Source organism: Saccharothrix sabaoui (assembly GCF_051756985.1).
In the GTDB taxonomy this organism is placed as follows: domain Bacteria; phylum Actinomycetota; class Actinomycetes; order Mycobacteriales; family Pseudonocardiaceae; genus Actinosynnema.
Window position 1 is genome coordinate 21,337 of the sequence record NZ_JBPKJK010000003.1, and the last position, 19,378, is coordinate 40,714.

A 19,378-nucleotide genomic window follows, 5' to 3' on the forward strand; every position below is an offset into this window, starting at 1 on the left:
CTCAGTCCTCCTCCAGGACGACGGGCAGCGTCTTGTGGCCGTTGGTGAAGAACGACCCGAGCGGCTCCAGCTCCTCCGACGGCACCGCGAGGCGCAGGCCGGGGAACCGGTCGAACAGGGCGCTCAGCGCGATCACGGCCTCCATCCGGGCCAGCGGCGAGCCCAGGCAGAAGTGCACGCCGTGGCCGAAGGCGAGGTGGTCACGCCGGGACGGCCGGGTGATGTCGAACTCCTCGGCGTTCGCGCCGTGCCGCGCCGGGTCCCGGCCGGCCGCGCCGAACGACACCAGGATCGCCTCGCCCCGGGCGATGCGGACGTCGTCGACCCGCACGTCCTCGACGGCGTAGCGCAGGGGCAGGTTGGGCACGGGTGCCTGCCAGCGCAGCGTCTCGTCCACCACGTCGTTCCAGGTGCTCGCGCCGGAGGTGACCAGGCCGAGCTGGGACGGGTGGGTGGCCAGCGCGTGGACGGCGTTGTCGAGGAGGTTGACCGTGGTCTCGAAGCCCGCGCTGATGGTCAGCAGCAGGGTGTCGAGCAGCTCCTGCTCGCCCAGGCGGTTGCCGTCCGCGTCGCGGGCGGCGATCAGGTCGGTGGTCATGTCGTCGCCGGGGTTGGCCCGCTTCTCCGCGACCAGGCCCTTGAGCAGCATGTACAGCTCGGCGGACGCGGCCTGCACGCCCTCGGGGTCGGCGTCCAGGCTGAACACCGCCTCGACGAGCCGGCGCAGGTCCTCGCCGGTCCGGGCGGACAGCCCGAACAGGCCGCCGATGACCCGGATCGGCAGCGGGAACGCGAACTCCGCGCGCAGGTCGACCGCCTGCCCGCGGGGCACGGCGGCCAGGCGGTCCACCAGTTCGGCGGTGATCGCCTCGACGCGGGGGCGCATGGCCTCGACGCGGCGCGCGGTGAACGCCTTGGCCACCAGCCCGCGCAGCCGGGAGTGGTCCGCGCCGTAGGCGGTGAACATGTTCTTCATCGCCACCCACAGGATCAGCGGCCAGTCGGGCGGGATCTCGCCGTTGCGCCACGCGGGCCAGTGCCGGTTGGCGTCCTTGGACACGTCCGGGTCCAGCAGCACCTCCTGCACGGCGTCGTGGCCGGTGACCGCCCACGCCCCGATGCCGCCGGGCAGCTCGACCGGGGTGGCGGGGCCCTGTTCGCGCAGGCGGGCCGCCTCGCCGAAGATGTCGGCGCCCGACGGGTCGATGGTGTACCGCTCGACCGGCGGGATCGGCGCGGACGCCTCGACGAACGTCGTGGTGCGGGCGGGCGGCTCGGTGACCTCCAGCAGGGTCGCGGTGAACCGGGAGCCCATGCCGAGGCCGACCACCATGATCGTGTCGCCGGGCGCGGTGTCGGGGTGGTTGAGCAGGTGGTCCACGCCCAGCAGCTGGTCGCACGGCCCGACGTGCCCGAGTTCGCGCAGGAACGGCCAGGTGGTGCGGTCCAGGGAGACGCCGAGCGGTTCCAGCACGACCACCTCCAGCTGCGCGAGCCCGAGGCCGGTGATCACGAACCGGGTGATGTCGGCCAGGGCGACGTTCGCCTCCTTCGCGGCCCGCTCGACCGCGCTCACCAGGGCCTCGCTCATCAGGGTCAGGTAGGGCGCGAGGCCGGTGACCTCGATGGGGGTGCGGTCGCGGTGGCCGAGCGGGTCCGGGATGGAGGGGACGGCCAGCACCTCCATCTGGGTGGCGGAGCTGTTGGCGGTGGCGACCAGGCGGGCCCGGCCGCCGTCGCGGGTGAGCACGGCCGACGCCGCGCCGTCGGCCAGGAAGATGCCGATGGTGGGCTGCCAGCGCTCCCAGCGCGGCGGCCGGAACCGGGAGGTCGCGGTGACCAGGGTGGCGGTGGCGGACCGGTCGGCCACCAGGTGCGCGGCGGCCGACTGGAGCGCGGCCGAGCCGCCGTTGCTGGTGGCCTCCACCTCGTAGACGAGGGCGTGGCCGAGGCCGAGGACGCGCTGGAGGTGGCACGAGGGCGCCATGTGGTCCTGGGAGTCCATCTGGGCGTAGGCGGCCATCGCGATGTCCGCGCCGGTCACGCCGGCCTGCCGCATCGCGTCCATCGCCGCCCGCACGGCCATGCCCTGCTCGGTGATGTCGTCGGACCGGGTGAAGGAGGTGAAGTCCGACAGCGCCAGCAGCCTCCGCATGGTGTCGGTGTCGGGCACGGCCTCGGCCGCGGGGGTGCGCGGCGGCAGGTGGTGGCCGGTACCGGCGATGAACACGTCATCCCAGATCATGGACGTCCCTTTCCCTGAGTTCGGACAACCCGGCCCCGTAGCCGCGGAAGTCCGTGAGCCAGCTGCTGACCGCCAGCGCGGTGGACGCGGAGTGCTGTTCCAGCACGGTGAAGTGGTCGCCGGCGACGACCACCGACTCCTGCCCGGCCGGCGGGCGTTCGTCGGCCGTGCCCACGTGCAGGACCGGTGTGGTGGACGGCTGCGGCGCCCACCGCGCGCCGAGGTCGAGGTAGCGGCCCATCGCGGCCAGCCGGCCGTCGTCCACCGGGTGGAGCTGGTGCGCGGGGTCGAGGACCCCGGCGAGCAGGGGCCGCGCGTCCGCGGTGGGCGTGATCAGCGCGATCGCGGCGGGGCCGCGGCCCCAGGTCTCCAGGCGACCGGCGACGGCGCGCGCGAGCCACGCCCCGACCGAGCGGCCGACCAGCGCGAACTCGCCCGGCACGACCCGGGTGACGGCGTCGGCCAGCGCGTCGACCAGCGCGTCGGCGTCGGCGGGCAGCGGGTCGCCCGTGAAGCCCGGCAGCGGCACGGCGGTCACGTCCCGCATCGCCTCCAGCGCGGCGGCGAACCTCGTGTACTCCTCGACGCCGGTGAAGGCCAGCGCGGAGGGCAGGCAGACCAGCGCGGGTGTCACGAACCCGGTGGTGAGCTTCACCGGGGTCACGTCGAGCCGGTCGGCGGGCGGGGCCAGCCGCGCGGCGGTGACCAGCAGGTCCAGGCCCTCGCGGGCGCGGTCCGCGTCGATCGCCCCGCGCAGCAGCGCCTCCACCGGGCCGGCGACCCGGTCGGCCGTGCCGCACAGCCGGCCGTAGAGGTGGTTGGTCAGCTGCGCGGGCGTCGGGAAGTCGAACACGACGGTCGCGGACAGCTGGAGGCCGGTGGCCGCGTTGAGCCGGTTGCGCAGCTCGATCGCGGTCAGCGAGTCGACGCCGTGGTCCCGGAACGCCTGTCCGGGGTCGGTGGTGAGCGGGGTGGCGTGGCCGAGGACGGCCGCGCTGTGCGCGTTGACCACGTCGAGCAGCAGCGCCCGCTGCGCGGGTTCGGGCAGCGCGGAGAGCCTGCCGAGCAGATCGGCGGGCACGGGCGTCGAGGGCTGCGCGCGCCGGGTCCGGCGCTGGTCGCGCAGCAGCGGCGTCCGCGCGGCCGGGTCGATGCGGGCGGGCACGAGCACCGGCGGTCCCGCCGCCACGCCGGCGTCGAACAGCGCCAGCGCCTGCTCGGTGGGCAGCGGCGTGAGGCCGGCGCGGCGCAGCCGGTGGCGGTCGGCCTCGGTGAGGGCGGCGGTGATGCCGCTGTCCTGCTCCCACTGGCCCCACGCCAGGGACACCGCGGGCAGGCCCAGCGCGTGCCGGTGGCGGGCCAGGGCGTCCAGGAACGAGTTGGCCGCCGCGTAGTTGGCCTGGCCGGGGCTGCCCAGCACCCCGGACGCGGAGGAGAACAGGACGAACGCATCCAGGTCGGCGGTCAGCTCGTGCAGGTGCCAGGCGGCGTCCACCTTGGGCCGCAGCACGTCGTGCAGCCGCTCGGGGGTCAGCGACGCGACCACGGCGTCGTCGACCACGCCGGCGGCGTGCACGACGACGCGCAGGTCCTCGACGGTGCCCAGCAGCGCGGCGAGGGCGTCCCGGTCGGAGACGTCGCACGCCGCCGCGGTGACGGTCGCGCCGAGGGCGGTCAGCTCGGCCACCAGTTCCGCCGCGCCGGGGGTGGCCCCGCCGCGCCGACCGGCCAGGACGACGTGCCGCACCTCGTGCGCGGTGACGAGGTGGCGGGCGGTCAGGCCGCCGAGGACGCCGAAGCCGCCGGTGACCAGGGCCGTGCCGCGCAGCCGTGCCGGGGTCGTCGCCGCGTGCCCGCGCAGCCGGGGGGCGAGGAGCGCGCCGTCCCGCAGGAGCAGGTGCGGTTCCCCCTGGGCGAACCCGGTGCGCACGGCGGCCGGGACGGCCTGCCCGGACGCCTCGGTGCCGTCGTGGTCGACCAGCAGGAACCGGTCGGGGTGCTCGTGCTGCGCGCTGCGCACCAGCCCCTGCGCCGCGGCCGACGCGAGGTCGTCGCCCCGGCCGACGAACACCAGGCGGGTGTCGTCGGCCAGTGCCGCCTGGACGTCGTGGAGGACCTGGCGGGTGACCGCGCGCGTCCGGTCGAGCTGGTCGCGGCCGTCGAGGGCGTCGGGGTCGCCTGGGACGTCGGGGGCGAGGTCGCGGAGCACCACCGCCGGGTCCGGGCCGTCCGCGGGCGGCAGCGGCGTCCAGTCGAGGGTGAACAGGGCGTCGGCGTGCCGGGTCGTGGCGAGGTCGGCCAGTTCGACCGGGCGCAGCACGAGGGAGTCGATCGCGGCGACCGGCGCGCCCGCGGTGTCGGTGACCCGCACCGCGTAGGTGTCCGGCGCGGTGGGCGACAGGGTGACGCGCAGCGCGGCGGCGGCGCCGGTGAACGACACGCCGGCGAACGAGAACGGCAGCCTGGCCAGGCTCTCGCCGGGGCCGTCGACCGCGGCGGTGATGCCGGTGAGCAGGGTGAGCGGCTGGATCGCCGCGTCCAGCAGCGCCGGGTGCAGGCCGTAGCCGGTCAGCTGCGCGGGGTCGGCGGGGAACTCGACCTCGGCGTGCAGGTCGTCGCCGTGCCGCCAGAGGGCGCGCAGCCCCTGGAACGTCGGCCCGTAGTCGTAGCCCTCGTCGGCCAGGGTGTCGTAGAGGCCCGCGGTGTCGACCGCGGTCGCGCCGGCCGGCGGCCAGCTCGCGGCGGCCGTCCCGGTGGTCGGGAGCGCGGTGGTCGGGAGCGCGGTGGTCGGGAGCGCGGTGGTCGGGAGCGCGGTGGTCGGGAGCGCGGTGGTCCCGGGGAGCAGGACGCCGGTGGCGTGGCGGGTCCACCGGTCGGGGTCGGCGGCGGTGCGGGAGTGCACGGCCACGGGGCGCTGCCCGGTGTCGGTGGGCGCGCCGACCGCGACCCGCACGTGCACGGCGTCGTGCAGCGGCAGCGGCGCTTCGAGGACGAGTTCGGCGAGCGCGGCGCAGTCGACGTGCCGACCCGCCTGGAGGGCCAGTTCCACGAACCCGGTGGCGGGCAGCAGGGGTGAGCCGAGCACGGTGTGCTCGGCCAGCCACGGGTGCGCGTCGCGGGACAGCGCGCCGACGAGCACCACGCCCTGCCCGTCGGGCAGCGGCACCGCGGCCCGCAGCAGCGGGTGGTCCAGGGGGTCCAGGCCGGCGCCCGCCGGGGCGGTGGGGACCAGCCAGAACCGGTCCCGCCGGAACGCGTAGGCCGGCAGGTCGAGGTGGGCGGGCGGGGTGGGCGGGCGCCAGTCGCCGCCCTGCTCCCAGACGCGGCCGAGGGCGGCGAGGAGGCGTTCCGGTTCGTCGTGGTCGCGGCGCATGACCGCGTCGGGCACCAGCGACGGGTGCGGGCCGATCTCCAGCAGCGCCGTGACGCCGCGGTCGCGCAGCCACCCCAGCGCCCGGTCGAACCGGACGGTGTCGCGGACCTGGCGCACCCAGTAGGCCGGGGTGGTCATGTCGGTGGGGTCGCCGGTCACCGTGGACACGACGGGGAGCGTGGGCGGGTGGTAGGTCAGGGTCTCGGCGACCTGGGCGAACTCGGCGAGCATCGGCTCCACCCGGGCCGAGTGGAACGCATGGCTCACGGTCAGCCGCCGGGTCTCGCGCCCGCGCTCCCGCCACCGCTCGACGATCCGCGACACCACGTGCTCGTCGCCGGAGACCACGACGGTGTCCGGCGCGTTGACCGCCGCGATGTCGACCTCGTCGCCGTCGGCGAGGACTTCGGCCTCCGAGGCGCGCAGGGACGCCATCGCCCCGCCCGGCGGCAGTTCCTGCATCAACCGTCCCCGTGCGGACACCAGCGTGCAGGCGTCCTCCAGGCTCAACACCCCGGCGATGTGCGCGGCGGCGATCTCCCCGATCGAATGCCCGACGAGGTAGTCCGGGCGCATCCCCAGCGACTCGACCAGCCGGTAGAGCGCCACCTCGATCGCGAACAACCCCGCCTGCGTGTACCGGGTCTGGTCGAGGTCCACCTCGTGCAGGTCCAGGTCGAGCCGGTCGCAGATCCCGGCCAGGACCCGGGCGAACACCGGGTGGGCCCGGGCGAGCCGGTCGCCCATGCCGCGCCACTGCGAGCCCTGGCCGGAGAAGACGAACGCGGTCCCGCCGGCCTGGGCCTTCGCGATCGGGGCCTCGGCGAGGGCGTCGAGGTCGGCGGCGAGCCGGTCCGGGTCGGTCAGCGCGACCCGGTACGGCAACCGCGCCCGCGACGCCAACGCCGCACCCACCGCCGGATCACCCACGAACCCCCGCAACCGCACCGCCTGCGCCCGCACCGCCTCCGAAGACTTCGCCGACAACAACCACGGCACCCACACCGGCGACACAACGGCCTCCGGCTCCGGCTCCGGCTGCTCCAGGATCACGTGGGCGTTGGTGCCGCTGATCCCGAACGCGGAGACGGCGGCCCGGCGGGGCCGGTCGTGCGCGGGCCACGGCGTGGTCTCGGTCAGCAGCCGGACGTGCTGCCAGTCCACGTGCGGGCTGGGCGCGTCGACGTGGAGGGTGCGCGGCAGGGTGCCGTGACGCATGGCCTCGATCATCTTGATCACACCGGCGACACCGGCCGCGGCCTGCGTGTGCCCGATGTTCGACTTCACCGACCCCAGCCAGAGCGGTTCGGCGCGGTCGGCGCCGTAGGTGGCGACCAGTGCCCGGGCCTCGATCGGGTCGCCCAGGGTGGTCCCGGTGCCGTGGGCCTCGACGGCGTCCACGTCGGACGGTTCCAGCCCCGCGTTGGCCAACGCCTGCCGGATGACCCGCTCCTGCGCCGGTCCGCTGGGCGCGGTGAGGCCGTTGGACGCGCCGTCCTGGTTCACCGCCGTGCCCGCCAGCACGGCCAGCACCCGGTGGCCGTTGCGGCGGGCGTCCGACAGCCGTTCCAGCAGCACCAGACCCGCGCCCTCGCCCCAGCTCGTGCCGTCCGCGCCGGCGGCGAAGGACTTGGCCCGGCCGTCGGCGGCCAGGCCGTGCTGGCGGGAGAACTCCACGAAGCTCGCCGGGGTCGCCATGACGGTGACCCCGCCGGCCAGGGCCAGGTCGCACTCCCCCGAGCGCAGCGCCTGCGCCGCCAGGTGCATCGCCACCAGCGACGACGAGCACGCCGTGTCCACCGACACCGCCGGGCCTTCGAGCCCCAGCAGGTAGGACACGCGGCCGGAGGTCACGCTGGTGGACGTGCCGGTGGCCAGGTAGCCCTCCGCGTCACGCGACACCTGGTCGACGCCTCCCGCGTACCCGGAGGTCCAGATGCCGGTGTAGACGCCCGTCCGGCTGCCGTGCAGGGCGGTCGGGTCGATGCCCGCGTGCTCGAACGTCTCCCACGCGGTTTCCAGCACCAAGCGCTGCTGCGGGTCCATCGCCAACGCCTCACGCGGCGAGATCCCGAAGAACCCGGCGTCGAAACCGGCCGCGTCCTCCAGGAACCCGCCCGACCGCGTGTAGCTGGTGCCGGGACCACCCTCCGGGTCGTACAACCCGGCCAGGTCCCAACCCCGGTCGGCCGGGAAGTCGCCGATGGCGTCCACACCCCCCGACACCACCCCCCACAGCTCCGCCGCCGAACCGACACCACCGGGGTAGCGGCAGCCCATGCCGACCACCACGACCGGGTCGGTGGTGGTGTGGTGGGCGACCGGCCGCTCGACGCGTCGTCGCGCGCCCGACAGGACTTCGAGCAGGTGCTCGGCCAGCCTGGTCGGCGTCGGGTGGTCGAACGTCAGGGTCGCCGACAGCCGGACGCCGAGCGCGGCGGACAGCCGGTTGCGCAGCTCGACGGCGGTCAGCGAGTCGAACCCGAGGTCCTTGAACGCCCGGTCGGCGTCGGTGGCGCCGGCGCGGCCCAGGACGGCCGCGCTGTGCGTGGTGATCAGCTCCAGCAGGGCGGCGCGCCGCTCGGCCTCGGGCAGCGCGGCCAGGTCGCCCGCCGCACCGGGGGTGGTGCGGGCGGGCCGGCGGGTCAGGGCGCGCAGCACCGGCCGGTCGCCCAGCGCGTGCACCCGGAGGCCGGCGGCGACCAGGGTCGGGTCCGGTGCGGTGAGCGCGGCGTCGAACAGCGCCAACGCGTGCTCGGTGGACAGCGGCACGACCCCCGACCGGGCGAGGCGGCGGCGGTCCGTCGTGGTCAGCGCGGCGGTCAGGCCGCTGCCCCGCGCCCACTGCCCCCACGCCACGGACACCGCGGCCAGCCCCTGCCGCCGTCGCCGTTCGGCCAGGCCGTCGAGGTAGGCGTTGGCGGCGGCGTAGTTGCCCTGGCCCGGGCTGCCCAGGACGCCGGCCGCGGAGGAGAACAGCACGAACGCCTTCACGTCGCCGACCAGCTCGTGCAGGTGCCGCGCCGCGTCGGCCTTCGGGCCGCGCACGGTCGCCAGGCGTTCGGGCGTGAGCGACTCGACCACGCCGTCGTCCAGCGCGCCGGCCGCGTGCACCACGGCGGTCAGGTCCGGGATGCCGGCCAGCAGCCCGGCGACCGCGTCCCGGTCCCCCACGTCGCAGGCGGCCGTGGTCACGTGCGCCCCGAGCCGTTCGAGGTCGTCGCGCAGCTCGGGGGCGTGCCCGGACCTGCTCGCCAGCACGAGCCGCCGCACGCCGTGCGCGGTGACCAGGTGGCGGGCGACGAGGCCGCCGAGCGTCCCGGTGCCGCCGGTGATCAGGACGGTGTCGTCCGGGCCGAGCGGGGCGGGGACGGTCAGCACGACCTTGCCGACGTGGGCGGCCCGGCTCATGTGCCGGAACGCCCGCGAGGCGTGCCGCAGGTCCCAGGCGGTGATCGGCGGCGTGCGCAGGTCGCCCGCCGCGAGCAGCCCGACGACCTCGGCCAGCACCTCGCCCAGCCGCTCGGGCCCCGCCTCGGCGAGGTCGAACGCCCGGTAGCCGGGGGTGTCGCGCGGGTCGGCCTTGCCCATGTCGACGAACCGCCCGCCCGGCGCGAGCAGGCGCAGCGAGGCGTCGGTGAACTCGCCGGTCAACGCGTTCAGCACGACGTCCGCGGGCGGGAAGCGCCGTTCGAAGTCCAGGGTGCGCGAGGAGGCGATGTGGTCGTCGTCCAACCCGAGGTCGCGCAGGGCGTCCCACTTGCCGGGGCTCGCCGTGGCGAACACCTCCGCGCCGGCCCGCCGCGCGAGCTGCACGGCGGCCATCCCGACGCCGCCCGCGCCGGAGTGGACGAGCACGCGGTCGCCGGCGCCCAGCCGCCCGAGGTCGAACAGCCCGTACCAGGCGGTCAGGAACGCCACGGGGACGGCGGCGGCCTGCGCGAACGACCAGTCGGCGGGCACCTCGGCGAGCACCCGGTGGTCGGCCACCGCGACGGCCCCGAACGCGCCGCGCAGCAGCCCCGTCACCCGGTCGCCGGGCCGGAACCGGGTGACCTCCGGGCCGACGTCGGTCACCACGCCGGCGCCCTCGCTGCCCAGCTCGGCCGACGTCGGGTAGGTGCCCAGGGCGATCAGCACGTCGCGGAAGTTCAGGCCCGCCGCGCGGACCGCGACGCGCACCTCGTGCGGCGCCAACGGCGTCCCGGGCACGTCGGCGAACGCGAGGTCGTCCAGGCTCCCGCTGTCGGCCCGCACCAGCGAGCCGGACACCAGGGGCTCCGGGGCGGTCCGGACCAGCCGGGGCACGTGCACCTCGCCCCGCCGCACCGCGAACCGGTCCTCGTCGTCGAGCACGAGCGGCGCGGAGTCGTCGGTGTCCACCAGCACCAGCCGGCCGGGGTGCTCGGCCTGCGCGGCGCGGACCAGGCCCCCCACGGCGGCGGCCTCGGGGTCGGTCGCGGCGTCGCGGGTGTGCACGACCAGGCGTTCGTCGCCGTCCTCGGCCAGGAACGCCTGCACCAGGGCCAGCGCCTCCGCGACCGACCGCGGTGACACGACCCGGGCGGGGGTGGTGCCGCCGTCGCGCGGGTGCCAGTCGAGGCGGAACAGGGCCTCGTCGGCGGGGCGGGCCACCGGGCGGGTGGTCATCGCGCCGATGGTGGCGACCGGCGCGCCGGTCTCGTCGGCCAGTGCGATGGCGTAGCCGTCGGCGGCGGTGCCCGACAGCCGCACCCGGGCGGTGGCCGCGCCGGGTCGGTGGACCGCGATCCCGGTGAGGGAGAACGGCAGCCGCACCTCGTCGGTGTCCCCGGCGAGCAGGGCCAGCGGTTGCAGCGCCGCGTCCAGCAGCGCGGGGTGCACGCCGTACCGGGCGGCGTCGGTGATCGAGGCGGGCAGCGCCACCTCGGCGAACACCTCGCCGCCCGACCGCCACACCGCGCGCACCCCCTGGAAGGCGGGGCCGTGCTCGTAGCCGGACAGGGCGTCGTGGAGGTCGCGCACGTCGACCGGTCGCGCGGCGGGCGGCCACGCGGGGAACGCCGGCGGCGCGGCGGGTTCGGCGGCGAGCGCGCCGACGGCGTGGCGCACCCACTCCTCCGCGCGGGAGCGGACCTCCACCGGTCGGCGGCCCGACCCGTCCGGGGCCCCCACCACGACCTGCACGCGCACCGCGCCGTCCGCCGGGAGCACCAGGGGCGCTTCCAGGACGAGTTCCTCGACCGACGACCAGCCGACGACACCGGCCGCGTGCGTCACCAGTTCGACGAACCCGGTGGCGGGCATCAGCACCCTGCCGAGCACGGCGTGGTCCGCCAGCCACGGGTGGGTGGCCAGCGACAGCGTGCCGGTGAGCACCGCGCCCTGCTCGCCGGGCAGCTCGACGACCGCGCCGAGCAGCGGGTGGTCGGCCGGGTCCAGGCCCGCGCCGGACACGTCGGCCGGACCACCCGCCGCCAGCCAGAACCGCTCGCGCTGGAACGGGTAGGTGGGCAGGTCGACCGGCGGGACGGGCGCGCCGCCCGGGTCCACGTCGCCCGGCTCCACGTCGACGCCGAGCACGAACAGCCGCGCGGCGGCGGCGAGGAAGTCGGGGCGGTCGCGGCGCAGCGTGCCGGCGGCGACGGCGTCCTGCTCCTCCAGCGCGGGCAGCAGCACGGGGTGCGGGCTGACCTCGACGAACACGTGCCCGGTCAACGCCCGCACGGCCCGGTCGAACCGCACGGGTTCGCGCAGGTTGCGGTACCAGTACTCGGCGTCGGCGGTCTCCACCGGTCCGTCGATCACCGTCGAGCGGAACGGGACCCGCGCTTCGAGTGGCGTGACGCCCGCCAGGTCGGCCAGCAGCCGTTCCCGGATCGCCTCCACCTGGGCCGAGTGCGCCGCGTAGTCCACCGGCAGCACCCGCGCCCGGACACCTCCGGCCTCGCACGCCGCCACGAGTTCGGCCAACGCGTCCGGCTCACCGGAGACGACCACGCTCGTCGGGGAGTTCACCACCGCCACCGACAGCCGATCACCCCACCGCGACAGCAGCTCGGAGTCCGCCGGCAAGCCGACCGAGACCATGCCGCCCAGACCCGAGATCGCCACCAGGGCCTTGCTGCGCAACGCGACCACCCGAGCCGCGTCGTCGAGCGACAACGCCCCAGCCACGTAGGCCGCCGCGATCTCGCCCTGCGAATGCCCCACCACCGCGTCCGGCTCGACACCACGCGACCGCCACAACGCGGCCAAGCCGACCATCATCGCGAACAACGCCGGCTGCACCACGTCCACGCGGTCCAACTCGCCGCCGTCGAGGACCTCCACCAGCGACCAGCCCACGTGCGGCGCGAGAGCCTGCGCACAGGCGTCGATCGCTTCCCGGAACACCGGCTCGGCCGCGTACAGCTCGCGCCCCATGCCGACCCACTGCGCGCCCTGACCGGGGAACACGAACACCGTCCGGCGCGGCGACCCGGCCACACCCGTCACCACGTCCGCCCCGAGGATCGCCGCACGGTGCGCGAACCGGGCACGACCGGCCAGGGCCTGACCGATCCCCACCACACCGGGACGATCGGCCGCGAACTCCCGCACCCGCCGCACCTGCTCCAGCAAAGCGGTCTCGCTCTTCGCCGACAACAGCCACAACGGGTGATCGGTGTCGGGTCCCGGTGCCTCCGGCACGTGCTCTAGGATGACGTGCGCGTTCGTGCCGCTGATCCCGAACGACGACACCGCCGCGCGGCGCGGGCGTCCGGTCTCGGGCCACGGCACGGCGTCGGCGAGCAGGCGCACGTTCCCCGCCGACCAGTCCACGTGCGGCGTCGGCTCGTCCACGTGCAGCGTCTTCGGCAGCACGCCGTGCCGCATCGCCTCGACGACCTTGATCACACCCGCCACACCCGCCGCGGCCTGGGTGTGACCGATGTTCGACTTGACCGACCCCAGCCACAACGGCTCCGCGCGGTCGGTCCCGTAGGTCGCCAGCAACGCCTGGGCCTCGATCGGGTCGCCCAGGGAGGTGCCGGTGCCGTGCGCCTCGACGAAGTCCACATCGGACGGAACGAGACCGGCGTTCGCCAGTGCTTGCCGGATCACCCGTTCCTGCGACGGGCCGTTGGGCGCGGTCAACCCGTTGGACGCGCCGTCCTGGTTCACCGCCGTGCCCGCCAGCACCGCCAGCACCCGGTGACCGCGCCGCCGCGCGTCCGACAGCCGTTCCAGCAGCACCAGCCCGGAGCCCTCGCCCCAGCCGGTGCCGTCGGCCGACGCGGAGAACGCCTTGCACCGGCCATCGGCCGACAGCCCGCGTTGCCGGGAGAACTCGGTGAACCCGACCGGTGTGGCCATGATCGTGACGCCGCCCGCCAGGGCCAGGTCGCACTCCCCCGAGCGCAGCGACTGCGCCGCGAGGTGCATCGCGACCAGCGACGACGAGCACGCGGTGTCGATGGAGACCGCGACGCCCTCCAGGCCGAGCAGGTAGGCGACCCGGCCGGACACCACGCTGGTCGCCGCGCCGGTGCCGTAGTAGCCCTCCACGTCGCCCTGGGCACCGAGGCCGTAGCCGGAGGACCACAGGCCGGTGAACACCCCGGTCCGGCTGCCGCGCAACGAGGTCGGGTCGATCCCGGCATGCTCGAACGTCTCCCACGCCGTCTCCAACAACACCCGCTGCTGCGGGTCCATCGCCAACGCCTCACGCGGCGAAATGCCGAAGAACTCCGCGTCGAAACCCGCCACATCCGACAGGAACCCACCCGAACGCGTGTAACTCGTCCCCGGATGATCCGGATCAGGGTGGAACAACCGCTCCACATCCCACCCACGATCAGACGGGAACCCGCCGATCGCGTCCACACCCCCCGACACCAACCGCCACAAACCCTCCGGCGACCCCACACCACCCGGCAGACGACACCCCATACCCACGATCACCACCGGGTCGTCGTCCACGGCTTCGGCGACCGCGGCGACTTCCCGGCGGGCACCGACGACCTCGTCGCGCAGGTGGTCGACCAGGCGTTCCGGGGTGGGGTGGTCGAAGACGAGCGTGGCGGGCAACCGCAGCCCGGTCGCCGACGCCAACCGGTTGCGCAGCTCCACCGCCGTCAGCGAGTCGAACCCGAGGTCCCGGAACGGCCGGCGGGCGTCCACGGCGTCGGGTGAGGCGTGGCCGAGCACCGTGGCGGTGGTGGCGGTGACGAGGTCGAGCAGCGCGGCCCGCCGCGCGGCCTCCGGCAGGGACCGCAGCCGGTCCGCGGTCGCACCGCGAACGGTGCGCCTGGCCCGGGGGCCGGTGACGCCCCGCAGGGCAGAGGGGCCGGCCGGGGTCCGGGCGGGGTTGAGCGTGATGGGCGCGACCACGGCCCGGTCGGTGGCCAGGGCCGCGTCGAACAGGTCGAGCGCGTGGTCGGTGCTCAGCGGGACGACGCCGGACCGGGCGAGGCGCTGCCGGTCGTGCTCGGACAGGTGGCCGGTCATCCCGCTGCTCTCGGCCCAGTACCCCCAGGCCAGCGACACGGCGGGCATCCCGAGCGAGCGCCGGTGCGCGGCCAGGCCGTCGAGGAACGCGTTCGCGGCGGCGTAGTGGGCCTGGCCGGGGCTGCCGAGCACCCCGGCGGCGGAGGAGAACAGCACGAACGCGTCCAGGTCGGCGGTCAGCTCGTGCAGGTGCCAGGCCGCCCGCGCCTTGGGTTCGAACACGCGGGCCACCTGCTCCGGTGTCACCGCGTCGACCACGGCGTCGTCGAGCACCCCGGCGGCGTGCACCACCACCCTCAGGTCGGGGACGGACGCCACCAACTCCGCGACCTGCGCACGATCCGACACGTCGCACGCCACCACCCGCACCTCGGCGTCCAACACCGGAACCGCACCACCACGACGACTCACCAGCACCAACCGCCGGACACCGTGCCGCTCGACCAAGTGCCGCGCCACCGCCAACCCCAGCGTCCCCGTACCACCGGTGATCAGCACCGTGCCCTCGGCGAGGTCGGCGGGCAGGTTCAGGACGATCTTGCCGACGTGCCGGGCCTGGCTCATGTGCCGGAACACGTCCACCGCGTCGCGGACGCCCCGGAGGTCGAGCGGCAGCGGGGTCAGCGTCCCGTCGGCGAGGGCGGCCACGGTGGCGGCCAGGATCTCGCCGAGCCGCGCCGGACCGGCGTCCGCGATGTCGAAGGCCGCGTAGGTGAGGTCGGGGTGGTCGGCGGCGTCGCGGATGTCGGTCTTGCCCATCTCCACGAACCGGCCGCCCGGCGCGAGCAGGCGCAACGACGCGTCGGTGAACTCACCCGCCAACGAGTTCAACACCACGTCCACACGCGGGAAACGCCCCTCGAACTCCACCGTCCGCGAGGAGGCGATGTGCCCGTCGTCCAGCCCCAAGCCGCGCAGCACGTCCCACTTGCCGGGGCTCGCCGTCGCGAACACCTCCGCGCCCAGGTGCCGCGCCAGCTGGATCGCGGCCATGCCGACGCCGCCGGTGCCGGCGTGGACGAGGACCCGGTCGCCGGGGCCCACCCGTCCCAGGTCCACCAGGCCGTACCACGCGGTCAGGAACACCACCGGCACGGCCGCCGCCTGGGCGAACGACCACCCGTCCGGGATCGGCGCCAGCAACCGGTGGTCCGCCACCGCACGCGGACCGAACGCACCCGGCACCAACCCGAACACCCGGTCACCGGGACGGAACGAAACGCCGGGGCCGACGTCGAGGACCACGCCCGCGCCCTCGCCGCCCATCAACGCCTCGCCGGGGTAGACGTCCAGCGCGATGAGCACGTCGCGGAAGTTCAGGCCCGCCGCGCGCAGCGCGATCCGCACCTGGCCGGGCTCCAGCGGGGTCTCCGGGAGCGGCACGAGCGCCAGGTCGTCGATGCTGCCGGTGCCGACGTCCTCCAGCCGCCAGGGGCCGTCCGGCGCGGCGAGCGCCCGTTCCACCCGGGTCAGGCGGGGGGCGAGCAGCACCCCGCGGCGCACCGCCGACTCGGTCTCGTCGGGCAGGCCGCCGTCCCACGACCCGTCGTCGTCGACCAGCGCGAACCGGCCGGGGTGCTCGGCCTGCGCCGAGCGGACCAGCCCCCACACGGCGGCGTGGGCGGGGTCGACCGCGTCGCCGGGCGCGGCGGCGACCGCGCCCCGGGTGACGACGGCCAGCGGCGCGTCACCCCGGTGCGCCCGGATCGCCGCCAGGACCTCCAGGGTGCCGCGCAGCGCGGCGTCGGCCGGGTCGCCGTCGTGCCGCCGCACGTGGTGCACCGCGTCCGCGGTGGTGTCGGCGTCCACGGGGTGCCAGGTGAGCTGGTGGAGGTCCGGTGCGTCGGTGGGCGCCCGCACCGACAGCGAGTCGATCGAGACGACCGGGTTGCCGTCGGGGTCGGCGGCGACGACCCGGTAGTGGTCGGGGCCGCCGGACACCCGCACCCGCAGCGCGGACGCGTCGGTGGGGCGCAGCACCACCCCGGAGAACGCGAACGGCAGCCGCGCCGGGCCGGTCGGGTCCACCAGCGCGACCGCGTGCAGGGCCGCGTCGAGCAGGGCGGGGTGCACCGCGAACCGGTCGCCGGCGGGGACCTCCACCTCCGCGTGCACCGCGTCGCCCGCGCGCCGGGCCGAGGTGACGCCCTGGAACGCGGGCCCGTAGTCGTAGCCCGAGGCGGCGAGGGTGTCGTAGAGGCCGGTCACGTCGAGCGGTTCGGCCCCCGGCGGCGGGACGACCAGCGTGGTGGACGGGGTGGTGGGCGGGGCGTCGCCGAGGGTGCCGGTGGCGTGCCGGACCCACTCCTCGCCCCGCGAGTGCACCGCGACCGGGCGACGGCCGGTCCCGTCGGGCGCTCCGACCAGGACCTGCAACCGCACGGTGTCGTGGTCGAGCACGAGCGGCGCTTCCAGCACGAGTTCGTGCACGGCGTCCGCGCCGACCACCCCGGCGGCGTGCGCGGCCATCTCCAGGAACGCGGTCCCGGGCAGCAGGACCCGGCCGCGCACCGCGTGGTCGGCCAGCCACGGGTGGGTGGACAGCGACACCGCGCCGGTCAGCGCCGCGCCGCCGTCGGGCAGCTCCACGGCCGTGGTCAGCACCGGGTGGTCGCCGGTCGCGGCGGCGCTCGGCCGCAGCCAGAACGGCTGCCGCTGGAACGGGTAGCCGGGCAGCGTCGCGGGGGTGGCGTCGGCCGGGAACAGCGGTCGCCAGTCCACGTCGACGCCGCGGACGTGCAGGCGGGCGAGGGCGGCGCGGAACTCCCGGGGTTGGTCCCGGCGCAGGGTGCCGGTGACCAGGACGTCCCGCCCGTCGGCGATCTCCTCGACCGCCGACGCCAGCACCGGGTGCGGGCCGACCTCCACGAACACGCCGTGGCCCGCGTCGAGCAGGGTCGTCACGGCGCGGTCGAACAGCACCGGTTCCCGCAGGTTGCGGTACCAGTACCCGGCGTCCAGCCGGTCGACGGGCCCGCCGGTGACCGTGGAGTGCAGCGGGATCGTCGCGGGGCGCGGGGTGATCCCGGCCAGGTCGCGCAGCAGCCGGTCGCGCACCGCCTCGACCTGGGCGGAGTGGGCGGCGTAGTCGACGGGCAGCGCGCGGGCGCGGATGTCGTCGGCGGCGCACGCCGCCAGCAGCTCGGCCAGGGCCGCGGTGTCGCCCGAGACGACGACCGAGCCGGGCGCGTTGACCACCGCCACGGTCAGCCGCCCGCCCCAGCGCTCCAGGCGGTCGGCGGCGCGGCGCGGGGACAGCGCCACGGAGGCCATGCCGCCGAGGCCGGCCAGCGGCACCAGGGCCTTCGCGCGCACGGCGACGACCCGCGCGGCGTCCTCCAGGGTCAGGACGCCCGCGACGTGCGCGGCGGCGATCTCGCCCTGGGAGTGGCCGACGACCGCGTCCGGCACCACGCCGAAGGACCGCCACAGCCCGGCCAGCGCCACCATCACGGCGAACAGCGCGGGCTGCACCACGTCGACCCGGTCCAGCGCCCCGCTCGCCGGCGCGGCACCGGTCAGGACCTCGACCAACGACCAGTCCACGTGCGGCTCCAGCGCCCGCGCGCAGGCGTCCACGTGCTCGCGGAACACCGGCTCGTCCGCGTAGAGCGCGCGGCCCATGCCGATCCACTGCGCGCCCTGGCCGGGGAAGACGAACGCGGTCTTGCCGGGCACGCCCACCTCGCCGGTGACCAGGCCGGGCGCGCTCGCGCCGCGGGCCAGCGCGGCCAGGCCGGCGGCGTGGTCGTCGAGGACGACGGCGCGGTGCTCGAAGCGGGTCCGCTCCAGCAGGGCGGTGCCGACGTCCGCGACCGGCGCGTCGACCGCGCCGAGGCGTTCCGCGAGCGCGGCGAGCGCCCGCGGGGTCCGGGCGGACACCAGCCACGGCACGCCGGTGTCCTCGGCGGTGCTCCCCGGCGCGGCCGGGACCTGTTCGAGCACGACGTGCGCGTTGGTGCCGCTGATCCCGAACGACGACACGCCGGCGCGGCGGGGGCGGTCGGTGGCCGGCCACGGGGTCGGCTCGGTGAGCAGGCGGACCCGCCCGGCGGTCCAGTCGACGTGGGTGGTGGGCCGGTCCACGTGCAGGCTGCGCGGGAGGGCGCCGTGCCGCATCGCCATGATCATCTTGATCACGCCGGCGACGCCGGCGGCGGCCTGGGTGTGGCCGATGTTCGACTTGACCGAGCCCAGCCACAGCGGTTCGGCGCGGTCCTGGCCGTAGGTCGCCAGCAGCGCCTGCGCCTCGATCGGGTCGCCCAGGGAGGTCCCGGTGCCGTGCGCCTCGACCGCGTCGACGTCGGCCGGTTCGAGCCGGGCGCTGCTCAACGCCTGGCGGATGACGCGTTCCTGCGCGGGGCCGTTGGGCGCGGCCAGGCCGTTGGAGGCGCCGTCCTGGTTCACCGCGCTGCCGCGCACGACCGCGAGCACGCGGTGCCCGTTGCGGCGGGCGTCGGACAGGCGTTCGAGCAGCAGCAGGCCCGCGCCCTCGCTCCAGCTCGTCCCGTCGGCGGCCTCGGCGAAGGACTTGACCCGGCCGTCCGGGGCGAGGCCGCGCTGCCGGGAGAACTCCGCGAAACCCGCCGGGGTCGCCATCACGGTCACCCCGCCGGCCAGCGCGAGCGTGCACTCGCCGGCGCGCAGGGCCTGCGCGGCGAGGTGGATCGCGACCAGCGACGAGGAGCAGGCCGTGTCCACCGACACCGCGGCGCCCTCCAGGCCGAGCAGGTAGGACACCCGGCCGGACGTGGCGCTGGTCGCGATCCCGGTGGCGAGGAACCCCTCCAGGTCCGGCGGCGGCTGGGCGGCGTAGCCGGAGGACCACACGCCGGTGAACACCGCGGTCCGGCTGCCGCGCAGCGAGGTCGGGTCGATGCCCGCGTGGTCGAAGGTCTCCCACGCCGTCTCCAACAACACCCGCTGCTGCGGGTCCATCGCCAGCGCCTCGCGCGGCGAGATGCCGAAGAACCCGGCGTCGAACCCGGCGGCGTCGTCGAGGAACCCGCCGTGCCGGGTGGAGGTGGTGCCCGGACCGCCGTCCGGGTCGTGGGTGATGTCCCAGCCTCGGTCGTCCGGGAACTCGCCGATGGCGTCCACGCCGTCGGACACCAGCCGCCACAGGTCCTCCGGCGAGGCCACGCCGCCGGGGTAGCGGCAGCCGATGCCGATGACGGCGATCGGCTCGCGGGCCGCCTCCTCCACCTCGGCCAGGCGCCTGCTCATCACCCGCAGGTCCGCCGTGGCGCGCTTGAGGTAGCCGCGGAGCTTGTCCTCGTCGGTCATGG

The 19,378-nt window shown here is 76.0% G+C and carries 2 protein-coding genes; both read right to left on the minus strand.

What is annotated here, in order from left to right; translation table 11 throughout:
- Window position 1: 1 nt before the first annotated feature.
- Window positions 2–2,245 (minus strand): cytochrome P450, encoded by a 2,244-nt coding sequence (locus ACR807_RS01725; protein WP_438919372.1) that lies wholly within the window; start codon window positions 2,243–2,245, stop codon window positions 2–4.
- On the minus strand, window positions 2,232–19,376 hold the full coding sequence (locus ACR807_RS01730; RefSeq protein WP_438919373.1) for an SDR family NAD(P)-dependent oxidoreductase: 17,145 nt from the start codon (window positions 19,374–19,376) through the stop codon (window positions 2,232–2,234). The genes ACR807_RS01725 and ACR807_RS01730 overlap by 14 nt, the downstream gene beginning before the upstream one ends.
- Window positions 19,377–19,378: the final 2 nt, after the last annotated feature.